Raw genomic sequence first — 23856 nt, 5'->3', positions numbered from 1 at the left:
CGGTCCCGGGCCAGCTAGAAGCTGACCTTGAGAGACGCGCTGACTGCGTTCTGTTTCACCATTTCGCCGAAGGCGCCGTTGTACCTGACGGACATGCCGACGCCATTGACGCCATTCAGCTCAAGCCCGGCGCCAACCCGATAGAGCGGCGAATCGACCGTTTCCGTCAAGTGCAATGCGGGATTGCCGGGCAGATTCTGCGCCGCCGCGAAACCGCCTTCGATTTCCCAGTCCTTGTTGGAGAACTCCACTCCGGCCTTTCCGTAGAGGCGAAGGCTGGCAATATCGCTGAGCGCGATATCCGTGCCGATCTCGAGCGCGGGTGTCGCCGAATAGTATGTATTTGCACTGCCGTCGAAGTTGAAGGCGGCGACCGAGCCCTCTTCCTTTCCGGAAACGCGCAGCCAGCGCGCGTCGAACTGCAGCGTAGGCTGCAGGTAGAACGCACCCATCTGCTGGGTAACGCCGAACCGCGCCGAGCCGCCGAACATGGCGGTTTTCTGGGTGTAGGTAACGCTGTCGCCGATGCCCGGCAGCATTTCCGCGTCCAGATAGTGCCCGTCCAAAGTCTCGCCGGGGATGAAGAACGCCGGATCGATATGGGTGTCGCGTTCGCCGTTGAACGAACCAGTTCCGCCGCCAAGCGCAAAGTCGGCAAAATAGTTATGGTTGGCGTATTTGGCCAGCGCGTAAGCCTGCCAGGCTTCACCGGTGGTTTGTGAGAGCAATTGTCCGTTGAACCCGATCTTGGAATCGAACTCTGTACGCCCGATCGTGGCACCGAGCGACCAGTTCTGGCCGACCTCGCCGATGCCGCCAAGCGACATCGTCTTCAAGACGTCATCGCGGCTTGTGGTTCCAGCACCCGCATCGCGGCTGTACTCGGCCTGCGGGCTGATCGACGCCCAGATGCAGCGGCCATCAGCGTTCTTGTAGGCTGGCACGCCGGTGCACTCGCGCGCCGCCTCCAGCATCATGTCGGTTTCGCGATTGATCATGTCGAACGTATGCACGGCATAGTGCGGCGCCAGCCGGGTCAACGCCTCGCCAATTTCTGCTTTGCTTGGCAAGAAGCGCACCAGGTTGATCAGCCGCGCCATCGGATTGTCCGGGCTGGACGACGCCTCGACGTCATCGAGATATTGCGCCATCTGGTACACGCCCGGATCATTGACGCCGGACTGCGGATCGTGCGCGAGTTGCAGGAAGGTCTGGTTGTCGGTGGTCAGTACCAGATCGGTACCGTGTTCGACCTCGAATATGAAATTGAAGCCCGCCGCCGGATGGTCCACGGGCATCGTCGCCACGATCTGCGAATTCGCCGCCATGGAAGACCCCGTGGCTATCGTATAGGCGGTAAACAGCTTGTCGATGGATAGGAAATTGAGCGGCGCGGTGCCATCGAACTTGCCTGCTCCTGTCAACGCAAGAGCATCGGTGGTCTGGTTGTTGAGGTCGATGTCGGTAACGAAACGGCCGGAACCGTCCTGGTTAAATCCGCCGCCGACGTCGACCTTCGCAACCAAGCCGATGCCCTGGTTTGTATACAACCCGTCATTGGTGTACATCCCGCCGCCGAGATCGATGGTCTTGAGCCCGACCATCGAGGCATCGGCGAAATTGTGGAAGCTGTTGTTGCCGCCGCCGAGATCGATGTTGCCGATGACGCGTCCGAGCGTGTCGCCCAGCGGCGAATTGTCGACATGGTCATCACCCGAGGTGCCGGTGATGGCCAGCGGGCTGAAATCGTCGAGCAGGGATTCCAGGATTGCGTTCGTCGGCACCACCGGACCTGGCGCCAGCAGGAAGGTCTGGAACGCCTGGAACTGCGAAGCCTGAATCTCGAATGTCGGCGCCGCTCCCATCGCATAGAGCAGGCTGTGGTTGGTCAGCGTGTTGTTCGCGCCGCCGACGAGCATGGCCGCGACGCCGGTACCGGCGCCGCCGATCGTGTATTGGCCATTCAGGTTTATGGTGATGTTGCCTTTTGCGCCCTTGGCCGTGCTCTCACCATAGACGGCCACCGAATCCGCGCCCTGCGCGAACAGGCTGTCTCCGGCGGTCAGATCGACCGCGTGCGCATCACCGTCGCCGGTCGCGCTCTGTCCAAACATCGCATAGGAGCTCGCACCCTTCACCCAGACCTGGCTCATGGCCGTTGCCGACGCCGCCGCCGCATCGCCGATGCCACCGCCGGAACCGGCGGCGCCGGTGGAGAGCGTGCCGGCCAGACCGCCGCCGCCCCCGACCGCTTGGGCCACGATGCCATGTGCCCGCTCGCCATCAGTGACGATCGCGCCATCTTGCTCGATGGTCACCGTGCCGCCATTGCCCTTGGCGCCTGCAAACGTATTGAACCCGATGGTGTTGTTGTCGATGCCGCTGCCGCCATCCGCCGTGGCCCCGAAGCGCCCGAAGCCGGCGCCGCCGATGCCGCCACCGCCTCCGACTGACTGCGCGATGATGGCGACCGCATCGACACCATGCGTGGTGATAGTGCCGGTGCGGATCACGGTCACATCGCCGCCATCGCCACCGTTGCCGCCAAGGCCGCCGATGCCGAGCGCGTTCGAGGTTTTGCCTTTTGCATCGCCGCCCACGCCGCCGCCGCCCCCGACCGACTGCGCCACAACGCCATGCGCGCGGTCGCCAAAGGTTTCGATCGAGCCGGAAACCTCAACCCGGACATCGCCGCCATCGCCGCCATTGCCACCCTTGCCGCCGAGGCTGAGGGCAAAGGAATCGGACCCGGCGAAGTCGGACGAAACCGTTCCGCCATAACCGCCGCCGCCGCCGATGGACTGGGCGAAGATGCCGTATGAACCGTCCTTGTGTGTGATGATCTCGCCATCGTTGGTGACGGTGACCTTGCCGCCATCGGCCTTGTTGTCGGGGCCGCCGATCACCGGGATCGGAATCCCGTTGGGTACGCTGGCGCCGCCACCGATTGTCATGTCCGCTTCCGATGCACCGGTCGCGGCGCCCGAAGCGCCGCCGCCGCCGCCGACCGACTGGGCAAAAATGCCGTGCGAGATATAGCCCAGCGTTTCAATCCTGCCGGAGTTGTTGACCACCTGCCGCCGGTGCTGCCGCTGCCGCCTGGCCGCCGATATACATGGTGACTGCCGTCTCGGCCTTGCCGGTCTCCGTCGAGCCCGCGCCGCCCGCGCCGCCGCCGCCGCCCACCGACTGTGCGAAGATACCGTGCGAGTTGTCGTCTTGCGTCAGGATCGAACCGCTCTTCAAGTTCTGGACGTGAACCTTGTCGCTGCTACCGCCGGCACCGCCAGCCCCACCGAGGCTCAGCGTGATGGCGATCTTCGAATCGTTGGATGACGTGCCCGACGCGCCGCCGACGCCGCCGGAGCCACCGATCGACTGCGCCAGGATACCGTGGGAATTGGCCTTGTCGGTTTGAATGATGCCGCCGTTTTCGACATTGACCTTGCCGCCATTGCCGCCGACGTCACCCGCGCCGCCAAGCGACAGGTTTACCGCGACTTCACCGCCATCGCTCTTGCCCTTGCTTTCGCCGGCACCACCTGCGCCGCCACCGCCGCCGACCGACTGCGCGAAGATGCCGATTGAACGCTCCTGCTTGGTCCATATCGTTGCGCCGGCCAAGTTGGAGACATCGACCTGGTTGCCATTGCCACCCTTGCCACCCGCGCCGCCGAGCGAGCCGCCGATTGCGTAGGTACCAAGCACGCCGGAGCTGGACGAGCCGCCGACGCCGCCGCCACCACCGATCGAATTGGCGCTGATGCCATAGGAATCGGCGCCGTCTGTGATGATCAGATTGCGGTTGGTGACCGAAACCGTGCCGCCGTTGCCGGCACCGCCGGCTCCAAGCGCGATCGCTGCGCCGATACCGACCGAGGTTTCCCCGGCGTCGCCTGGGCCGACGATATCCTCTTTGGTCGAAGCCGAGCCGCCGCCGCCGCCGCCGCCGCCGATGGACATGGCGAGGATGCCGACCGAGTTGAACCCGCTGGTGCGGATTTCGCCCGAATTGTCGACCGCGACACCGACCTTGCCGTCGAAACAAGTGGCATTACCGCCCGCGTCCGCGGCGCATGCGGCATCGTTGCCGTCGCCGCCATTGCCGCCGATGCTGACATTTGCGGTAACGCTCGTGCCCGCGGTGCCGCCGACATGGAACGCCTGCGTGTTTGTTGCACCGCCCATGCCGCCGCCGCCGCCGATCGATTGGGCAACAATGGCGGACGAATAATCGCCGTCGGTGGTCAGATTGGCGGAGTTCGTAACATCCACGGCACCGGATTTGTTGCCTGTGCCACCCGCGCCGCCAACACCGACGTTGACCGCGACGTTGACGCCGTTTTCAGTGCCGAGATCGGCCGTCGCGCCATTGGTCGCCCCGCCATTGCCGCCGCCGCCGCCGATCGACTGGGCAACGATCGCGGCGCTCATGTCCCCACTCGTGTTGATCGTCATGGCGTTATGAACGGAGACATCGCCACTGATGTTGCCCTTGCCACCGCCGCCGCCGATGGTAACCGTCGCATTGATACTGGCATTGACCCCGAAGCCGCCCGCGGCTCCCCAGGAATCGCCGCCATTGCCGCCGCTGCCCGCCACCGATTGTGCGAGAATGCCGATCGCGTTGGCGCCTTTGGTAACGATGCTGCCGCCGCCATTCATGCCGCTGTCGACGATGACGCGGTCGCTCATGCCACCATCACCACCCCAGCCGCCAACCGTGACACCGAGTGCAACGCTGACTCCGGTGCTGGCAGCACCCGAAATCGTAGCGGCGCGACCGCCATTACCGCCGCCGCCGCCGATCGACTGGGCGACGATGCCGCCGGAACCGGCTGCGTCCGTATCAGCAATCAGGTTGCCATCGGCCCGAACCGTTACCTTGCCGCCATTGCCTCCGTTGCCGCCCTCGCCGCCCACGGCAACCCCGACCGAGGCGGACACGTAGAGACCGGCGCTGACCGCGCCTGAATAGGCCGAGCCGCCATTGCCGCCACTGCCGCCGACAGATTGCGCGAGGATGGCCTTCGAGCCCATGCCGCCGACATGAATGTCACCTTTGTGGGTAACCGTGACCTGGTTGCTGAGATTGCCATCGCCGCCACCGCCGCCGATCGCCACGGAAGCTGCGCCGAACACACCGACAGCAAACGTTCCGACAGATCCGCCATTGCCGCCACCGCCGCCGACCGACTGAGCCAGAATGCCGTGTGAGAGAGAACCCTTCGTCGTGATGTTGGTGGTGTTCTTGACCTCTGCCTCGCCTGCGGCACCGCCGGCCCCGCCTTTGCCCCCGATGCCTACCGCGGCAAAGGCGCCGGCCGCCATCGCGAACCCGCCATCACCGCCCGAGCCACCGACCGACTGCGCGAAGATGCCGATCGACATATCCCTGTCTGTGTTGATCTGGCCTGTGTTTTCGACATAGACCTTCTTACTTCCACCGCCCGACGCGCCATCGCCGCCAAGCGAGAAGGACGGCCCGCCAATCGAGACGGCAAAGCCGCCTGAACCGCCGCCGCCACCGATCGACTGCGCCAGGATGCCGTGAGACTGGACACCTTCGGTGTGAACTGTCGCGCCATTGGTGACATCAACGGTCCAGCCCGCGCCGCCGCCACCGCCCTTGCCGCCGATGGTGACGTTGGCACCGAGGCCGGCCGAGGCCGTGCCGCCGCCATTGCCGCCACCGCCACCGATCGACTGGGCGATGATGCCGGTGGAGCGGTCACCCAAGGTGTGAATCAATCCTGAATGGATGCCGACCGTCACCGCCTTGGCGTCGCTGGCCGTGCCAGCCTTGCCGCCAATGCTGACTGCAGCCACCAAACCTGCGCCATTCAACGAAAAGCCGCCATTGCCGCCGCCGCCGCCCACCGACTGCACGATGACGCCAGCCGAATCCGACTGATGGGTCGTGACATTGAGTGCTGTCGTCGAGAAGAATTTTGCCGTCCCGGCTTCGCCGCCGCCGGCGCCTGAACCACCGATGCCTACGCTTGCATTCACGCTCAGGCCGAACTGGCCGCCGCCATTACCGCCACCGCCGCCGATCGACTGCACGATGATACCGGCCGACCTTTCGCGAAAAGTCTCGACCGAACCGTTATAAGTGGCTTCCGTCGCCACTCCCTTACCGGCAGCGCCGCCTTTTCCACCCATGCCGAAGCCGGCAATCGCCGACAAAGTGCCGGCAAAACCGCCATTGCCGCCACCGCCGCCGACCGACTGTACGATCAGGCCAGCTGAATCCGCGCCGTCCGTGGTGATCGATTGCATCGCGCCCTCGGCCGTGCGCAACGTGACGGTATCGGCATCGCCGCCGCCTGCACCGTTGCCGCCGATACCCACACTGGCGCCGAAGCTAGCGGCGCCGGAAAAGCCGCCATTGCCGCCGCCGCCGCCGATCGATTGGGCGACGATGCCTGTCGCGCGATCGCCGGACGTGTTGACGCTGCCGCCGACCGTCGCGTCGACGACGCCGCCCTTACCTGCCGCGCCGCCGCTGCCGCCGACACTCACTGCCGCGGCTGTAGAGCCGGAAAGCGCAAAACCGCCATTGCCGCCACCGCCGCCGACCGACTGCACGAGCACGCCAATGGAATCGTCCCCGAGCGTGGTGACCTTGGCGTTCGCAACTTTATAGTTCACGCTGTCGCCGTCACCGGCGGCATTGCCCGACCCGCCTACCGATACGCCCACCAATCCGCCGATGGCAACGGCGCCGCCGCCATTGCCGCCGCCGCCGCCAACCGACTGTGCGATGATGCCGCTCGCGGAACGGCCGTTCGTTTCGACGCTCACACCGGCGCCGGCTTGGTTGACGTTGACCACGCCACCCTTGCCGCCAGTGCCGCCACCGCCGCCGATGGCGACCGAGATCGCGGGGGCTACGCCGATGGCATAGCCGCCATTGCCACCGCCGCCGCCAACCGACTGGATCAGGATGCCATGCGCGCCATCGCCGCCGTTTCCATCGACGCCGGTCTTGATGACGCCGCCAATATTGCCGGTGGCCGTACCGCCCTGGCCGCCGCCACTTGCCTTGCCACCGATCGAAACGAGACCGAATGCGCCGCCGCCATCGCCGCCGCCGCCGCCAACCGACTCGACCAGCATGCCAATGGCGCCTAGGCCGCTGGTAGTGATGTTGCCGGTATTGGTGCCCGTTGCCGCCCGGCCGTCATTGCCATCCGTACCCGCGCCACCCCCTCCGAACAGACCGAGGCCGCCACCGCCATCGCCGCCGCCGCCGCCAACCGACTGCACGACCATGCCGCTGGCAAAATCTCCCCGGGTGGTAATGGTCCCCGAATTTATCCCCTCGGCATTGCCGCCGATTGTCGGCACACCGCCGTTGCCGCCCTCGCCGACGATACCGAAACCACTTGCGCCATCACCGGCGACGCCGCCCGCGGAACGCACAAGCATACCCTTCGAGAAGGTCCCATCCGTGGAAATGGAGCCGGCATTATCGCCTTTTGCGTCGCCGCCATTGCCGCCATTGCCGCCATTGCCGCCCTTGCCGGCACCGATCGCACCGCCCAAGCCGCCATTGCCGCCTCGCCCACCGCTGGAATTGACGGTGATGCCGTTCGAATTATTGCCATGCGTGATGATGTTGCTTTCGATCGTGGTGGTGACGGTCGCCGTTCCGCCATCGCCACCCCGCCCGCCGACACCGCCCTTGCCGCCGACCGCGACGGCGAATGCCCATGCACCGTTACCGCCATCGCCACCGCTGGCGTCACCCGATATGCCGGGAGCATTATCTCCCGATGTCTCGAGGGCTCCAGATGCATTGTTTGTTATATCGACCGTTCCGCCCTTCGCGCCGTCGCCGCCTTTACCGCCTTTGATCTCCACAAAAGGCGGGACGGCAGTTGCATGGACAGCCGAGCCGCCATCTCCGCCGCGCCCACCCCGGGCGCTGCCCACGAAAGCGGCCTCGCCGGAGGTCGTGCGGCCAACACTATTCGTGCCTGTGGCCGGCGCGGTCGGTGATTTGCCGGGCTCGGCGTCGGCGGTACCGATCCCGTCGTCACCATCATCGCCCCGCGCACCATCCGTATTGATGGACAATTGCTGCGCATGGGCCGGGGACTGAGCATGAATCGAAACGAGCCCGACGAGCGCCGTCGCGCCGAGCAGGAGGGCAAGTCGTCTTTTAAGAACGGCAGGATGTTTGCCCACCTGCCCGGATAACCCCTCTGGCGGGGCCTCACGGGTCTGATCCGACTTGTTTGGGTCTCCGCCAGTCAATCCAAAAGGCCAGCGCGCAACAGTACGCTTTGAAACCAAAGCCATGCACTTCCCCCTTTAGGCAGGCGCTCTCAATCCCTCCTTGAGTTTGGTGCCCCCGCCAACCCACACAATAAAATGCCGGCATTCTGCAATAAGTCCCATGCATCGAGGCCGGCGTATCCGCATTCTCACTTGTTGAGTTCTGGCTAAATTAGACTACATTGACTTGTGCCAGATGAATTCGAGAACTTCCGTAAGGGACACTGGCCAAAGCCTTCGGCCTTTCATAGTCGTCATATGACGGCAATCTGCGGTCACGGACCGCACAACGGTATGATTGACTTATGGGAGATCCATGCATGGCCATGGCATCACCCGACAGGCCGCCCTATATATTGGGAATGAATAGGATCTTTTCGCAGAATGGGCGCATGTCCGCGCGTAGGCCACCGTCGATTCTGGCATCGGCAGCGCTGGCTACGATGGTTCTGGCCGGGCTTGGGTTGCCCGCCTCCGCGCAGGTGCTCAATCCCTCTGCCAAAAGTAACGCGCTAATCCAGCAGAATGATCTGCAGATCTTGCAAAACAGGATTCAGCGGCAGCAATTTCAGCAGCAGCAACAGCAGTATCGCGACCAGGACCGCGTGATCGTCCAGCAGCCGCCGCCGGTGGTGCCGCAGGTCAGGCCGAGCTGCCAGACGCAGATAATCGGCAACACCGCCGTGAGCACCTGCCGCTGACAGGCGGGACCACTCTTTTAATTAGCCGACTTACATGATAGGGGCCTTCGAGTGCCCCTGCGGCAGTTTGGGTTTTGCAAAGGCGCCGCGTCACGCTATGGGGCACTGCACCGACTGGATTGTTACGAATGGCAGCCACCAAGAAAAAGGCCGTGCGCAAGGCCAAGAAAGGCGAGCGGATCCGCCAGGTCGCGGCGATCCCCTTTCGGCGGAACGCGCACGGCGACATCGAGGTGATGCTGGTCACATCGCGGACGACGCAGCGCTTCATCGTCCCCAAAGGATGGCCGATGAAAGGCAAGAGTGGCCGCAAGGCAGCCACCATCGAGGCGATGGAAGAGGCCGGCGTGCTCGGCAAGACGTTGAAGGAACCGGCGGGCACCTATTCCTACTGGAAACGGCTGGCCAACAACTTCATTCGCGTCGACGTCATCGTCTATCTGCTCGAAGTGACCGAAGAGCTTGCCGACTGGCAGGAAGCCAAACGGCGGCAACGGGCATGGCTGGCGCCGGCCGACGCGGCAATACTGATCGACGAGCCTGACCTGGCGACGCTGGTGGAGACCTTGAAGCTTCCCATGCCTGCGTCGGCCGGCCGGGCATAGGCTTCACCCGCCGGCCTCGCCGTCTCCCGGAAACGGCCGCAGTGGTGTTCCAGTATAAGCCCACAGCCATTCGCGCGGCAGCGGCCCCTTGTTGCGCTCGCTCTGCTGCGACTGTTCCCAGGTATGCGCAAGAATGCCGACAGAACGCGACAGCACGAAGAGTCCCCGCGTCAGCGGCGGCGGGAAGCCGAGCTCGCCATAGATAACAGCCGTTGCGCCATCGATATTGAGCGGGATTTTTTTCCCCTTGCGCCGCGCGACCTCCGCCTCAACAGCCTCGGCGATGTCGGCGAACCGTCCATTGATGACGCCACGCCCGGCAAATTCGCGAGTCAGTTCCAGCAGCCGCGGTGCGCGCGGATCGACCGGGTGAAAGCGGTGGCCAAGCCCTGGCACATACCTTCTTTCCTCGGCGAAGAACCGGTCGACCCTTACCGAGACCGCCTCATCCAGCACCGTCCCGCCATCGATCGCCACGGCGATATCGCCGTAGAAGGACAGCGCCTGTTCGCCCGCGCCGCCATGCACGTCCCCGAGCACATTGATGGCCGAAGCCATGGCGCTGTTGATGCCGACGCCGCAGGTGGCGGCCATGCGGGCAATGGCAATCGACGGCGCCTGCGGCCCATGATCGACGGCCGCCCCCAGCGCAATGCCGAGCAAGGCTGCCTGGTCCTCGCTGGGCAGTTCACCACGCAACATCAGCCAGATCATCGCAGGGAAGTTGGCGCGACCGATCAGGTCCTGGATTTCATAGCCGCGCAGCCGAATGACGCCGGGGCTCATCTCGATGATGCCGGTCTGCCACCATTCCTCGCCGCGTTCACGGCCTGACTTCTTCCCGGAACTGCTCATGCCCGTGCCTTTGCCTTGGCACGCGGCGGCAGGTGGGCGAAAACCTCGTCCATATGCTCCCCGAGCACCGGTGGCGGCTTTGTCGGCAATGGCGCCTTGCCATCGACCATGAAGCCGCCGCGCAGAACGGTCAGCGGTCTGTCCATCCCGGCGACATCGTTAAAATTCGCAGTCACCTGCCGTTCCAGTACTTGCGGTTCGCCCAGCACTTGCGGGATCGTCAGCACCCTGCCCGCCGGGACGCCCGCATGATTGAGCGTCTCTTCCCAGGCCGCCGCCGACGCGCCTGCCAGGGCCTCGTCGATCTCGACTTTCAGCGCCGCACGGTTGCGCTTGCGTGTCTCGCGCTCGGCAAAGCGTGGGTCCAAGGCCAGCTCTGGTCGCCCGATCAGCCGGCAAAGCGTTACGAACTGCTCCTGCTTGTTGGCGGCGATGTTGAGCAGCCCGTCGCCGGTTCGGAAGGCGCCGGAGGGTGCTGCCGTCATGTTCTCATTGCCCATCGGCTTGGGATCGACCCCGGCCGTCAGATAGTTCGACACCGGCCAGCCGAGTGCGGAAAGCGTGCATTCGAGCATTGAGACGTCGAGGAAGGCACCCTCGCCTGAGGTCTTCTGCTTGACCAGCGCCGATGCAATCGCGAACGCACCGGCCAGCCCGCCCAGCGTATCGGCGACGGGATAGCCGACACGCAGCGGCGCTGTTTCGGGCGTGCCGGTGATGCTCATGATGCCTGACAGGCCCTGGATGATCTGGTCATAGGCGGGATTGTCGCGCATCGGACCGGTCTGGCCGAAACCCGATATCGCGCAATAGACAAGGCCGGGGCGGACCGCCTTCAGCGCTTCGTAGCCAAGGCCGAGCCGATCCATCACGCCGGGGCGGAAATTCTCCACCAGCGCGTCCGCACTGGCGACAAGGTCGAGGAAGCGTTCACGATCGGCTTCTGTCTTCAGATCGAGCATGACGGATCGTTTGCCGGCGTTCTGAGCCAGGAACGAGGCGCCCATGCCGGCTTGGTTGAGCCTTGGCGAACCGCCGAGCTGGCGCGCCAGGTCGCCGCCTTGCGGCCCCTCGACCTTGATCACGTCGGCCCCCAGCAGCGCCAGCTGATAGGCACAATAAGGCCCAGCCAGAACATTGGTCAGGTCGAGGACGCGGATACCGGAAAGCAGGTCAGTCATATCTTCTCAAATCGGTCAGGCATCGCCCGGCACGTGCTCTGGACCACGCCGACGGCGATGCTCGATGAAGGCCCAGATATGCGGTCCGACCAGGCCGATGAAGGCGAGCGTCAGCAGCGTCAGCGACAGCGGATGCTTGTAGAACACCGACCAGTCGCCATTAGAGATGGTCATTGCCCGGCGGAACTGGGTTTCGGCGAGCGGCCCCAGGATCATGCCGATGATGACCGGCGCGGTCGGGAAATCGAAACGCCGCATCAGGAAGCCCGCCGCCCCCAGCAAATAGAGGATGACGAGATCGATGGGCGATTGCGAAATGCCGTAAGTGCCCACGGTCGCGAACACCAGTATGCCGGCATAAAGCTGCGGCGCCGGGATCTTCAGCAGCCGCACCCACAGCCCGATCAACGGCAAATTGAGGATGACGAGGATGACGTTGGCGATGAACAGGCTGGCGATCAGGCCCCAGACCAAATTGGCCTGCGTCGTCAAAAGCAGCGGCCCCGGGTTGATGCCGTAGCTCTGGAAGGCCGACAGCATGATCGCGGCCGTTGCCGAGGTAGGCAGGCCAAGCGTCAGCATCGGCACCAGCACGCCGGCGGCGGACGCGTTGTTGGCGGCCTCGGGACCGGCGACGCCCTCGATGGCACCGACCGTGCCGAACTCCTCCTTGTGCTTCGACAGTTTCTTTTCGATGGCATAGGACAGAAAGGTCGGGATTTCGGCGCCGCCGGCCGGCATGGCGCCGATCGGGAAGCCGATCGCCGCACCGCGCAGCCAAGCCTTCCATGAGCGGCCCCATTCGGCCGCGGTCATGTAGAGCGACCCTTTCAGCGGCACGATCTCGTCCTTTCCGGCATAGCGGCGCGAGGCCATATAGAGCGTCTCACCGACCGCGAACAGGCCGACGGCGGCGATGATGACGTCGACGCCGTCGAGCAGTTCTGTCGTGCCGAAGGTGAACCGCGGCTGGCCGGTCTGCAGGTCGACGCCGATCATGCCGATAACGAAGCCGGCAAACAGGCTGGTGAGTCCGCGCACCGAGGATGAGCCGAGCACGGCCGAAACCGTGATGAAGGCCAGCACCATCAGCGAGAAATATTCGGCCGGGCCGAAAGCCAGCGCGAACTTGACAACCACCGGCGCCAGGAAGGCGACGCCGAGCGTGCCGAGGGTACCGGCGACGAAGGAGCCGATCGCCGAGGTGGCGAGTGCGGCACCGCCACGGCCGGACCGCGCCATCTTGTTGCCTTCCAGCGCGGTGACGATGGTGGCGCTTTCACCTGGCGTGTTGAGCAGGATCGAGGTTGTCGAGCCGCCATACATGGCGCCGTAATAGATGCCGGCGAACAGGATGAAGGACGCCTCCGGCGCCACCTGATAGGTGATCGGCAGAAGCAGCGCGATGGTGAGCGCCGGCCCCAGGCCTGGCAGCACGCCGATGGCGGTGCCGAGCGTGGTGCCGAGCAGGCACCACAGAAGATTGACCGGGGTGAAGGCGACCGAGAAGCCGTGGGCGAGTTGTTCGAGCGTGCTCATGGCCTCACGCTCCAAACGCGCCGATGATCGCATCGATCGCCGTGTTCAGCTGGTTCTCGATGAAACCCGCACCGATGTTGACGCCGAGCGCCCTGGCGAAACCGAAATAGGCGGCCAGCGCCAGGACAAGGCCGGTGAACGCGTCACGCAGCGTATGCCTGCTGCCGAAGCCGTAGCAGACGAGAACGAACATGATGACCGAGGCCGCCGTGAAGCCGAGCGGCCGGATAAGCAGCAGGTTGGCGACAAGGCCGATGACGACGAAGCCCATCGCCTTCCAGTCGGTCGGCGTTTCCTTTTCCTCCTCCGGTTGCCAGCCACCGCGAAACGCGGCGAGGATGAGCAGCAGCGAGAGCACCGCCAGACCAACCATGGTGAGATAGGGAAAGACGGTCGGCCCGACCTTGGAATAGAGCGGCGACACCGGGATCGCCAGCGTCTGCCAAGCCACGGCGCCGGCACAGGCGAGAAGCCCAATGCCAACAAGCAATTCGGGCACGGCAAGGCGCGAGGACGCCGTCGGCTGGTTGATGGTGCTCATGGAATGTCCTCCCCAGGATTACGGGCCAAGACGGCTGTCACCGGCCCTCATGCTGCCAGCCATGATCGCTGCGATGCGATCGATGGACTTGAGAATTGGGGGACGGCTCGCGCCATCCCCCTGGGGAAAATCACGCGAGGCCGAGATCCTTGAGGATGGCCTCGATGCGCGCCGAATCCTCGGCGACGAATTTTGCATAGTCGTCGCCGGTGAGCAGGATGGGCGTCCAGTTGCGGTTCTTGCACTCCGTGGCCCAGGCATCGCTCTTGGCCATGGTCTCGACCAGCGTGATCATCGCCGCCTTGTCGGCGTCGGACACGCCGGGAGGCGCGAAAACGCCGCGCCAGTTGAACAGTTCGACATCGATGCCGGTTTCCTTCAGCGTCGGCGCGTCGATGCCGTCCTGGCGCTTGTCGGCCGAGATGGCGAGCAGCCTGAGCGCACCGGCCTTGACCTGTTCGGAGAATTCGCCAAAGCCGGAGATGCCGGCCGCCACCTGGTTGCCGAGCAGCGCCGACAAGGCCTCGCCGCCGCCGGCGAACGGGACATAGGAAAGGCTGGTCGCCGGAACGCCGACGGTCTTGGCGATCAGGCCGAACAGGATGTGGTCGGAGCCACCGGCGGAGCCGCCGGCCACGGGAACCTTCGTCGGATCGGCTTTGAGCGCGGCTACGAAATCGGCGGCGGTCTTGAACGGCGATTCCGCCGGCACCACCAGGGCTTCGAATTCACCGGTGAGACGGGCGATCGGTGTCACCTGCGTCAGATTGTTGGCGGCCTTGTTGGCGATGATGGCGCCGACCATGACCATGCCGGCGACCATCAGCGAATTGCCCTTGCCATTCCACTGGCTGATGAACTGCGGCAGCCCGACCGTGCCGCCGGCGCCCCCGACATTGGTGATCTGCGAGCCGGAGATCAGCTTCTCTGAGCGCAGCACCTGGTCCATCGTGCGCCCTGTCTGGTCCCAGCCGCCGCCGGGTGCCGCCGGCACGAAAATCTGGATCTGCGGTGCGCCATCGGCGAAAGCGGGAGTGAGATGAAGTCCTGCAAGGCCGGCAGCGCCTGCCGCCGCCGTGCTCATCAAAAATCTGCGTCTGTTCAGCATGGGATTCCTCCAAATCACGACACCTCCTCCGGTGCCTGCCAAACGTGCCTGCATTCACAGACCCGTGATCGAGTTCAAGCAGATGTTAGCAAGTTCTGTCAACCGGAACGATATTCTGCTGGACAGAACGATCCAGGAGCGCGACAGAGTGGCCCCGCTCGGGTTTCTGCGAACTGGGAACTGCAATGGACTCACCAAGCAAATCGGCGGATACAGAGCTTCGGCGTACATCGGCCGAAGGTGTCGCGGCACTTGATCGGGCGATTGCGATCCTCGATGCCTTTACAACCGCCGACCGCTCACTCAGCCTGGCCGAACTCGCGGCGCGCACCGGCCTCTACAAGAGTACGATCCTGAGACTGACGAATTCACTGCTGCGCGGGCAGTTGCTCGAGCGCCTCGACGATGGGCGCTACCGCGTCGGGCCCACCGCCTTCCGGCTCGGCGCCCTCTATCAGCGTTCGGTCGTGGCGGTCGACATCCTGTTGCCGATCATGCGCGACCTTTCAGAGCACAGCTGGGAGAGCGTCGCCTTCTATGTCCGGTCGGGTGACGTCCGCACCTGTCTCTACCGCGTCGAATCCAAGCATCCGATCCGCTACACCATACGCGAGGGCGACGTATTGCCCTTGCTTGTCGGCTCGGGCGGACGCGTGCTTGCGGCGTTTTCCGGCCAGCCGGGTGAACCCTACGAGACCATCCGAAGAACCTGCAACTGCCTCGCCGTCGGCGACCGCGACCCCGAGACGGCGGGCGTCTCGGCACCGGTATTCGGGCCGGGGCGCAACCTGCTTGGCGCGTTGACGCTGGCGGGGCCGAGCACGCGCGTCGATGCCGCCTTCCTTCAGCGCATGAAACGTCCGCTGCTCGAGGCGGCGGCCCGCGCCACCCGTGCCTTCGGCGAGGACGCCTCCCTGCTCGAACAGGCAAGTCTTGCGGCGGAGGCGCTGCCTAACCCGCTCGGTTACGGGCTCGAAAAGGATCGATAAGCTTCGAATACAAACTGATTCAACTTGAAGCAGTCACTTGACGCTGCGTAATATTCAGCCGCCCAAATCAAGAAATGGCTTTGTAGAGAACGGAACTATTTATTTGCTGTTAAGTCCCCCGTGATACCCGGTTGTTGTCGCCATTTGCGCGACATGAGGGGAAGAAAATCGTCTCAACCGACGGGTGAAACAGTCGGACAGACACGCTGACAGGATCATGGCACGTTCGTGAATTCGAAGAAGCCGTCATCGATGGACGCCAGCCCCCGTCTTCTCGGGCTCGTGTGGCCGTTCATCGCCGTCGTGCTCATCCAGGCGCTGGTCGCCAGCCTCAGCCTGTACACGCTTTCGGCGGTTCGCGCCTATGTCGGCGGGGAAAGCCAGTGGTCCAAGGGGCAAAAGCACGCCATCTATTTCCTCAGCCTGTATGCGGACACCGGCAATGAGGAGTTCTTCACCGAGTATCGCGAGGCGATCGCCGTTCCGATGGCCGATCGCTCGGCGCGCTTGGCGCTCGAGCAGCCCGAGCCCGATACAGAGGCAGCGCGCACAGGCTTTCTGCAAGGCAGAAACCACCCGGACGACGTCGCCGGGCTGATCTGGCTGTTCCAGAATTTCCGGACGTTCAGCTATCTTGATACCGCTATTCAGCACTGGGCGGCGGCCGACACGATGATACTCGCCATCCAGCGGCTCGGCGACACCATGCATGCGGCGCTGGGCAAGGGGCCTGCGTCGGCAGCCGAGATCGGCGCCTGGAAAGCGGAAATCCATCGGCTCGATCGTCAGGTCACCCCATTGTCCAAGGCCTTCTCGGACAGTCTGGGCGAGGGATCGCGCTTCATCCGTATGCTGCTCACCTTTGCCAATCTCGTCACCGCCGCCTTGCTGATCCTGCTGGCGGTGTGGCGTACCCGCAAGCTTCTGGCGCAGCGCCAGGCCTTCCAGCTGGCGCTCAATGCCGAGCGCGAGCGCGCCCAGGTTACGCTGGCGTCTATCGGCCAGGCCGTCATCAGCACTGGCCGTGACGGGCGGCTGGACTACATGAACGCGGTTGCCGAGAAACTATTGGCTTGTCCGCTCGGCACTGCCAGGGGCAAACCGGTCGCATCGCTGTTTCGCCTGGTCGACAAGGATACCAGCGTCGAGGATTCGCAGCTGGTCGAGCGTCTCCTGGCCGGCGAACCGCGCCGTTCCAGCGCCCGTCCGCAATTGCTGCAGCGGCTGGACGGCTCCGTTGTTCCCGTCGCGCTGACCGGCGCGCCGCTGATCGTTTCCGGTGAAATCGTCGGCGCGGTGCTCGCCTTCCACGATATGACGCGCGAAGAGGATTATATCGAGCGACTTTCATGGCAGGCTTCGCATGACGCATTGACCGGGCTCGCCAACCGGCGCGATTTCGAAAGCCGGCTGGAAAGGACGATCGTCGAACTGCAAGGCAAGCCCCGGCAGCACGCCTTGATGTATCTCGATCTCGACCAGTTCAAGCTGGTCAACGATACGTGCGGCCACGCCGCGGGTGACCAGTTGCTGCGCCAGATTTCCTCACTGCTGACCCGCGAATTGCGGTCCGGCGACGTACTCGCCCGGCTGGGCGGCGACGAGTTCGGCGTGCTGCTCGTTGATTGCGATGCCACCAACGCAGCCGACATCGCCGAAAGGCTTCGCGCGGCGGTGCAGGACCTGCATTTCGCCTGGGACGGAAGACCCTTCAACACCAGCGTCAGTATCGGCATGGTGGAGCTCGCCAACGCGCAGGTGACGATCGAGGAAACGCTGCGCGCCGCCGACGTCGCCTGCTACATGGCCAAGGAGAAAGGCCGCAACCGCGTCCAGATCCACAGCGATGGCGACATGGCCTTGCGCGAGCGCTTCGGCGAGATGGCCTGGGTACAGCGCCTGCACGCCGCGCTGGAGCAAAACCGCTTTGGGCTTCACGCCCAGGAAATCTGGCCGCTCAACGACGACGTCGTCGAGGCGGGAGCGCATATCGAGATCCTGCTGCGGCTGACCGACGAAGACGGCAGCTTCGTCACCCCTCAGAGCTTCATTCCCGCTGCCGAGCGCTACGGCCTGATGCCGTCGATCGATCGCTGGGTGGTGCGCAACACCTTCCGCATCCTGGCCGCCCGGCAGGCCGATCCGCGCACGCCGCCGATTGCCACATGCGCCATCAATCTTTCCGGAGCGACTTTCGGCGACGAGACGTTTCTCGGCTTCCTGCGCGAGCAGTTTCTCGTCTATGGCATTTCGCCTGCCATGATCTGCCTTGAGATCACCGAAACCAGCGCTATCGCCAATCTCACCAATGCCATGCGTTTCATTGCCGATCTGCGCGGCCTGGGCTGCCGCTTCGCGCTCGACGATTTCGGCTCCGGCATGTCATCCTTCGCCTATCTGAAGCACCTGCCGGTCGACTACCTCAAGATCGACGGCAGCTTCGTCAAGGACATGCTTGACGACCGCATCGACCGCGCCATGGTCGAGATGATCCATCATATCGGCAAGGTCATGGGCAAGCGTACCATCGCCGAGTTCGTCGAGAGCGACGAAATCGCCGCCGCACTGAAGACCATCGGCGTCGACTATGCCCAGGGCTATGGGATCGCCCGGCCGACGCCGTTCGATGCCTCGACGGTGCTGCTGGGCCGGGGCGTCACACCGGCCGCGCAGAGCGCCGATCCGTGGGCCGACCTTGCTCGGAAACTGCGCCGCCAAGCGGGGTAGAGGTCTCAATTCCAGTTCAGGACAGCCGCTCCAGCAGCACTGTCGGGGCGTCATGATAGGTGGTCCGCAATACTTCGCGATAGCCGACCTTGCCAGCGACATTCAACGATGCGGCGTTCTCCGGATCGATGATGCAGACGGTTTTCGTACGTCCAAAGGTTTCTTCTCCCCAGGCCAGCACGCGGCCGACGACCTCGGTGGCGAGACCGGCGCCGTGCACGGCCGGCGCCAGTGCCCATCCGGCCTCGGGAATGCCCTCGATCGACGGTTCCATGTCACGCTTCAGGTCGTGAAAACCGGCCTCTCCGACAAAGCGGCCCGTCGCTTTCTCCTCAATCGCCCAGAAGCCGTAGCCGAGCAGCGACCACAGGCCAGCATGACGCAGGAAGCGCATCCAGCTTTCCTCGCGCGTGCGCGGCCTGCCGCCGATGAAGCGGGTGACGGCCGGGTCTGCCCACATCGTGGCATAGGCGTCAAAGTCCTCCAGCCGGTGCGCCCTTAGAATGGTTCGCTTCGTCTCGATGACCGGAGCGCCGTGCGGATTGTTCATGGGATTGCCTCGCTGAAGTTATCCGCGCTTAGCAAATAGCCCGTGCGGTGCAAGGGCCAGCGCGAAACGCGCCATCATCCAGAAAAGCCGCATGTCCGGTGCCGTGGCTCCGCTATGGGAATTCCGCCCGACGGTGTTATTTTCCCGGCCGGCTGATTTCAGCACATTGCGACGCGATCTTCTCCGACGCGGGCTGGTGCTCAAACCCAAGGGAAGAAGCATGGACACGACCGACCTTGTGCTTGCCATTGTCCATCATCTGCTGGTGTTTTCCCTGGCGGGGATCATCGGCGCCGAATTCGTGCTGATCCGCGGCGACCTGCCCGCCGCGACGCTCGAGCGGCTCGCCAGCATCGACCGCCACTATGGCATCATCGCCGCGCTGATCATCATCGTCGGCATCGGCCGCGTCTTCTGGGGTCTCAAGGGATGGGAGTTCTACGTCTACAACTGGGTGTTCTGGGCCAAGATGGTGGCCTTTGGCATTGTCGGCCTGCTGTCGATCGTCCCGACCGTGCGCTTCATTTCCTGGAACAGGCAGGCCAGCGCCAATCCCTCCTTCGCCGTGCCGGCGGGCGAACTGGCCTCGGTGAAGACATACGTCCCCGCGGAAGCCTTCGTCTTCCTGCTGATCCCGGTCTTCGCGGCGGCGATGGCGCGCGGTTACGGCTACTAGGGTGTCGAGATTCGGGTCAGGCCGAGCCGAGAATGGTGGTTTTCGAGAACCGGAGCGGAGCATACTTTTCGTACGCGAGCACCAGGAGCGCGGAAAACCACCGTTCGCAGGCTGGCATCACCTGAATATCAACACCCTAATCTAGAATAAATCGGAAGCGGGCAGAGGTTCCGCAATCGGTATTTGTCGCAAACCGGTCGGCTTTCGAGGTGTTCGTGGAGGAGAGTTGAGGCCCAGCCGCTCGTCAGGTTTGGCCCTGAACCTCGTCCACCGCATCGAGCGGGGCGATCGGCACCAGGGGCGCCGGAATGCTGGTCGTCTTCTCCTGCGCCTTGCAGATATCGGCGATGACGCAGGCCGGGCAGTCCGGCTTGCGCGCCTTGCAGACATAGCGGCCATGCAGGATCAGCCAGTGATGCGCATGGCACATATACTCGTCCGGGATGATCTTCAGTAGCCCCTGCTCGACCTGCTCGGGCGTCTTGCCGGGCGCCAGGCCAAGCCTGTTGCCGATCCGGAAAATATGCGTATCGACCGCCATCGTATGCTGGCCGAAGGCCATGTTGAGCACGACATTGGCGGTCTTGCGCCCGACCCCCGGCAGCTTGACCAACTCATCGCGGTCATCAGGCACTTCCCCGCCATGGTCGCGGATCAGCGCCTCCGACAGCGCGATGACATTCTTGGCCTTGTTGCGCCAGAGGCCGATGGTCCTGATGTATTCGCCGACCTTGGCTTCACCCAGAGCCACCATCTTCCGTGGCGTATCGGCGGCCTTGAACAGCGCCCGCGTCGCCTTGTTGACGCCGGCATCCGTCGCCTGCGCGGACAACACCACAGCCACCAGCAGCGTGAAGGCGTTGACATGTTCGAGCTCACCCTTCGGCTCCGGCCGCTGGACCGAAAAGCGTCGGAAGATCTCATGCACTTCCGCCGGGGTATAGCGTGACGTCCGCCGCACGGGCCGTGGACGCGGCTTGGCGTTCGATCCGTCACGTCGTCCGGCCGGCAGCTTTTTTTCGGGCATGGAAGAATCTTTGGACTTGGGGCTCGCCATTTCCCTCCTATAATATCCTGTCATGAGCGACACAAACGCCTCGTTCCAGGCTGACGAGCCCTTCTTTCACGCATTGCTGACCCCACACCGGTCGCTGGGCAGGACGGGCTTCCTGGTCCTGATGGGCGCGCTGCTGTTCGGCTGGCTGGTGACAGGCGCGTTTTTCCTGTCGCGTGGTGCGTGGCCGGTGTTCGGCTTCTTCGGCCTCGACGTGGTCGCCGTCTACATCGCCTTCCGCGCCAATTATCGGGCCGCCCGCGCCCGCGAGGAGGTGTCGGTGTCCCGCACCAGCCTCGACATCCGCAAGACAGCCCCTTCGGGAAAATCGGAAGCGCACCGCTTCAACCCGTTCTGGGCGCGGTTTTCGGTGGCCCGTCACGCCGAGATCGGCATCACCAAAATGACCGTGGAAGCGCAAGGCCAGAACGTGCCGATCGGCGGTTTTCTCGATCCCGATTCCCGCGAGAGCTTTGCCACCGCCTTTTCGCGGGCATTGGCGACCGCAAAGGCGCGCTGAATCTAGAAGCGATAGCGCAGAAGCCTGCCTACCTTTCGCAGCGCCGGAATGTGTTTCCAAAGGCGAACGAACAATTTGGCGGACCAGCCCATGCGGGCGGCGTGTTCAGGCTTGTAGGCGGAAATATCCTCGACGAACCGCAGTTTCGGAACCGCCAGTTCCAGCTCGTGCGGATCGTCGATCGCCCAGTGGACCTCGGCACCCGTGACCTTGATGGTCGGATTGAGGCGAAGCAGCGTCAGGCCGAAACGGCTGTAGGCGTCGAACATCAGCTCGCCGCCGGCAAGATGCGAGACAAGCCGCGAAACCAGACGCAGCCCTTCATCGGCGGGGAGATAGGGCGTCAGACCTTCCGCCACCACCATGGCCGGGCGGGTGCGCGGCACCTCGGCCAGCCAGCCGGGCTCGGTCACCGACGAAGCGATGAGATGGTGATGGTCGGGGGACGGGTAGAGCTTGCGCCTGAGTTCGATGACCTGGGGATAGTCGACGTCGAACCAGTCCACGCCTGACGGCGGATCGACACGGAAGACGCGCGCATCGAGCCCGCAACCGAGATGCAGCACGATGGCGCCGGGATTCCTGGCCAGAAAATCCTCGACACGGACATCCAGTGTCTTGGCCCGGATTGCCAGGCCGATGCCGAGATTCTCGTCGACCTTGAGCCTGGAGAAATCATAGTCGATCTTGCGCACCGCCTCGTCGGCGAAATGATCCGCAAGCAGGGAATGGGGCAGCCGGCTCTCCAGCGCCTTGCCGTAGAGTGTCATCAGCAAGGTTTCCTTTGCCCCGGTCAGGTGCACTTTCTCGCCAGCCATGAGCGACTCCTGGGCACGAACCCCGGAATCTATCTGGGCATGCGCGGCAAGAAGGCAAGTTTCGGGTGGCGATCGCCGCCCCAAGGGGCGATATTCCTGGCCAAGGAGACAGTTCGATGAGCACACACACAGCAGTCCTCAAGAAGGACATCACGCCGCAAGGCGGCGACTACGAGATCGTGCGCCGCGCCATCGAGAAGATCAGCCTCGACTATCGTGACCAGCCCTCGCTCGAGGAGCTTGCGGAGGAGGTCGGCGAGACGCCGACAGGCCTGCAAAAACTCTTCACCCGCTGGGCCGGCCTGTCGCCAAAAGCCTTCCTGCAGGCGGTGACGCTCGACCACGCCCGACGGCTGCTCGATTCCGGCATGCCGCTGCTCGAAACCTCGTTCGAACTGGGCATGTCCGGCCCCGGCCGGCTGCATGACCTGTTCGTCACCCATGAGGCGATGTCGCCGGGCGACTACAAGACGCGCGGCGCCGGCCTCACCATCCGCTACGGCTATCATCCCTCGCCTTTCGGCACCGCCCTGATCATGGCCACCGACCGTGGCCTTGCCGGCCTCGCCTTCAGTGATCCGGGCGAGGAACGTGCGTCGTTCGCCGACATGTCCAGCCGTTGGCCGAACGCCGTCTATGTCGAGGACATGGCCGCGACCGGCCCTTACGCCGCGCGTATCTTCGATCCGACATTGTGGCGGCCCGACCAGCCGCTGCATGTCGTCATGATCGGCACCGACTTCCAGGTCCGCGTCTGGGAGGCGCTGCTGCAGATTCCGATGGGCAAGGCCCGCACCTATTCCTCGATCGCCGCCAGCATCGGCGCGCCGAGCGCCAGCCGCGCGGTCGGTGCCGCCAATGGTGCCAACCCGCTCTCCTTCGTGGTGCCTTGCCATCGCGCCATCGGCAAGTCCGGCGATCTCACCGGCTATCACTGGGGCCTAACCCGCAAGCGCGCCATCCTGGGCTGGGAGGCGGGGCAAGTGTCGTCGTAAAATATCGTTTTTCCAGTTTTCGCCGGAAAAATTTACAGATATTAAGTGGTGGAAAGTATTACTTGAGTGTTATCCGGAATTCATGACACAACCGGGGACAACCTTCGGTTTTTTACGAAATGTTATTTCCGCACCTTATTTAAGTTTACGCTAAATTAACCACGATAAAGCGATCATGACTCCTATCACTTCGGGTGATCCGACTTGGCAGGAGGTCTCGATGAAATTGTTGCGCACCGCCTTCGGTGCAGCCTTGCTGGCCGCGTGCCTGGACCAGGCCGCAATGGCCACAACGCAAAATGTCATTTTCAATGGCACGATCACTCCGACCTGCACGCTCGTCATTGCCACCAACGGCACGATGACGGTCAGCCCCGACCTCCAGTCCCTCAGTTCCCACAACAGCGGCGGCTCGGCCGGAACCGTCACGCTGACGACGACGGGCGGCGTGTCGCTGAGCGTCGATCCGGTTACCACCACGACGGTGCCATCGGCCGACACGACATCGACCACCTGGACACCAACCTATTCTTCCGCCGGTGCGCACTCCATCGTCGAGACCGGCTCGGCGACCCCCATCAGCACACCCGGCGCCGACCTTGTCTCGGTCCATCTCGCCGGCACCAAGGGCGGCAGCAACCGCTTCGCCAACGGAAACTACCAGGCAACGGTAACGCTGCGCTGCGAATAGCGCCGTCGCTAAGGAGAGGG

Annotated in this window: 18 protein-coding genes; 8 read left to right on the top strand and 10 right to left on the bottom strand. The window is 64.0% G+C overall.

Annotation, left to right across the window (positions count from 1 at the left end):
• Window positions 1–14: 14 nt before the first annotated feature.
• On the bottom strand, window positions 15–3074 hold the full coding sequence (locus EB231_RS35510; RefSeq protein ID WP_281411434.1) for an autotransporter outer membrane beta-barrel domain-containing protein: 3060 nt from the start codon (window positions 3072–3074) through the stop codon (window positions 15–17).
• Window positions 3049–8085: a beta strand repeat-containing protein gene (locus tag EB231_RS35505; protein WP_281411433.1), complete on the bottom strand. Its 5037-nt coding sequence runs from the start codon at window positions 8083–8085 to the stop codon at window positions 3049–3051. Before EB231_RS35505 ends, EB231_RS35510 begins: the two co-directional genes overlap by 26 nt.
• 593 nt (window positions 8086–8678) lie before the next feature.
• Between EB231_RS35505 and EB231_RS09665 the strand changes: the two genes are divergently transcribed.
• Complete coding sequence (locus EB231_RS09665) at window positions 8679–8987, top strand: hypothetical protein (RefSeq protein WP_445299315.1); 309 nt, start codon at window positions 8679–8681, stop codon at window positions 8985–8987.
• 128 nt (window positions 8988–9115) lie between these two features.
• Window positions 9116–9592: an NUDIX hydrolase gene (locus tag EB231_RS09660; protein WP_172348606.1), complete on the top strand. Its 477-nt coding sequence runs from the start codon at window positions 9116–9118 to the stop codon at window positions 9590–9592.
• Window positions 9593–9595: 3 nt separating this feature from the next.
• Here the strand turns inward: EB231_RS09660 and EB231_RS09655 are convergent, their stop codons facing one another.
• The 5 genes from EB231_RS09655 to EB231_RS09635 form a co-directional block, all read right to left on the bottom strand.
• The gene (locus EB231_RS09655) at window positions 9596–10447 is read right to left on the bottom strand and encodes a citryl-CoA lyase (protein ID WP_172348605.1); all 852 of its coding nucleotides are present in this window, start codon (window positions 10445–10447) and stop codon (window positions 9596–9598) included.
• On the bottom strand, window positions 10444–11628 hold the full coding sequence (locus EB231_RS09650) for a CaiB/BaiF CoA transferase family protein (RefSeq protein ID WP_172348604.1): 1185 nt from the start codon (window positions 11626–11628) through the stop codon (window positions 10444–10446). The genes EB231_RS09655 and EB231_RS09650 overlap by 4 nt, the downstream gene beginning before the upstream one ends.
• 15 nt (window positions 11629–11643) lie before the next feature.
• The gene (locus EB231_RS09645; protein WP_056577744.1) at window positions 11644–13167 is read right to left on the bottom strand and encodes a tripartite tricarboxylate transporter permease; all 1524 of its coding nucleotides are present in this window, start codon (window positions 13165–13167) and stop codon (window positions 11644–11646) included.
• 4 nt (window positions 13168–13171) lie between these two features.
• Window positions 13172–13708 (bottom strand): tripartite tricarboxylate transporter TctB family protein, encoded by a 537-nt coding sequence (locus EB231_RS09640; RefSeq protein ID WP_172348603.1) that lies wholly within the window; start codon window positions 13706–13708, stop codon window positions 13172–13174.
• A gap of 130 nt (window positions 13709–13838) precedes the next feature.
• Window positions 13839–14816 (bottom strand): Bug family tripartite tricarboxylate transporter substrate binding protein, encoded by a 978-nt coding sequence (locus EB231_RS09635; RefSeq protein ID WP_172348602.1) that lies wholly within the window; start codon window positions 14814–14816, stop codon window positions 13839–13841.
• 185 nt (window positions 14817–15001) lie between these two features.
• On the opposite strand from EB231_RS09635, the gene EB231_RS09630 reads away from it, so the two are divergent.
• Together EB231_RS09630 and EB231_RS09625 are read left to right on the top strand one after the other, a co-directional pair.
• Window positions 15002–15805 carry an IclR family transcriptional regulator gene (locus EB231_RS09630; protein ID WP_172348601.1) on the top strand — a complete coding sequence of 268 codons (804 nt, stop codon included), beginning with the start codon at window positions 15002–15004 and terminating at the stop codon, window positions 15803–15805.
• 252 nt (window positions 15806–16057) lie between these two features.
• Window positions 16058–18532 carry an EAL domain-containing protein gene (locus EB231_RS09625; RefSeq protein ID WP_172348600.1) on the top strand — a complete coding sequence of 825 codons (2475 nt, stop codon included), beginning with the start codon at window positions 16058–16060 and terminating at the stop codon, window positions 18530–18532.
• 16 nt (window positions 18533–18548) lie between these two features.
• Here EB231_RS09625 and EB231_RS09620 read toward each other — a convergent pair whose 3' ends face one another.
• A complete protein-coding gene (locus EB231_RS09620; RefSeq protein WP_172348599.1) occupies window positions 18549–19082 on the bottom strand; it encodes a GNAT family N-acetyltransferase in 534 nt (177 codons plus the stop codon).
• Window positions 19083–19302: 220 nt separating this feature from the next.
• Here EB231_RS09620 and EB231_RS09615 point away from each other — a divergent pair, with 220 nt between their 5' ends.
• The gene (locus tag EB231_RS09615) at window positions 19303–19758 is read left to right on the top strand and encodes a DUF2214 family protein (protein WP_172348598.1); all 456 of its coding nucleotides are present in this window, start codon (window positions 19303–19305) and stop codon (window positions 19756–19758) included.
• 244 nt (window positions 19759–20002) lie between these two features.
• Here EB231_RS09615 and nth read toward each other — a convergent pair whose 3' ends face one another.
• Window positions 20003–20815 carry an endonuclease III gene (gene nth / locus EB231_RS09610; protein WP_172348597.1) on the bottom strand — a complete coding sequence of 271 codons (813 nt, stop codon included), beginning with the start codon at window positions 20813–20815 and terminating at the stop codon, window positions 20003–20005.
• 22 nt (window positions 20816–20837) lie between these two features.
• Between nth and EB231_RS09605 the strand changes: the two genes are divergently transcribed.
• Entirely contained in the window at window positions 20838–21332 is a 495-nt protein-coding gene (locus EB231_RS09605; RefSeq protein WP_172348596.1) for a DUF2244 domain-containing protein, read from the top strand.
• Between the two features lie 2 nt (window positions 21333–21334).
• On the opposite strand, the gene EB231_RS09600 is transcribed toward EB231_RS09605, so the two are convergent.
• Window positions 21335–22150 carry a class I SAM-dependent methyltransferase gene (locus tag EB231_RS09600; RefSeq protein ID WP_172348595.1) on the bottom strand — a complete coding sequence of 272 codons (816 nt, stop codon included), beginning with the start codon at window positions 22148–22150 and terminating at the stop codon, window positions 21335–21337.
• Between the two features lie 116 nt (window positions 22151–22266).
• Here EB231_RS09600 and EB231_RS09595 point away from each other — a divergent pair, with 116 nt between their 5' ends.
• The gene (locus EB231_RS09595; RefSeq protein WP_172348594.1) at window positions 22267–23145 is read left to right on the top strand and encodes a methylated-DNA--[protein]-cysteine S-methyltransferase; all 879 of its coding nucleotides are present in this window, start codon (window positions 22267–22269) and stop codon (window positions 23143–23145) included.
• A gap of 220 nt (window positions 23146–23365) precedes the next feature.
• Window positions 23366–23836: a hypothetical protein gene (locus EB231_RS09590; protein ID WP_172348593.1), complete on the top strand. Its 471-nt coding sequence runs from the start codon at window positions 23366–23368 to the stop codon at window positions 23834–23836.
• Window positions 23837–23856 lie beyond the last annotated feature (20 nt).

It is taken from the genome of Mesorhizobium sp. NZP2298 (assembly GCF_013170825.1).
Taxonomy (GTDB): domain Bacteria; phylum Pseudomonadota; class Alphaproteobacteria; order Rhizobiales; family Rhizobiaceae; genus Mesorhizobium.
This window is presented reverse-complemented; position numbering and strand designations above follow the sequence as displayed.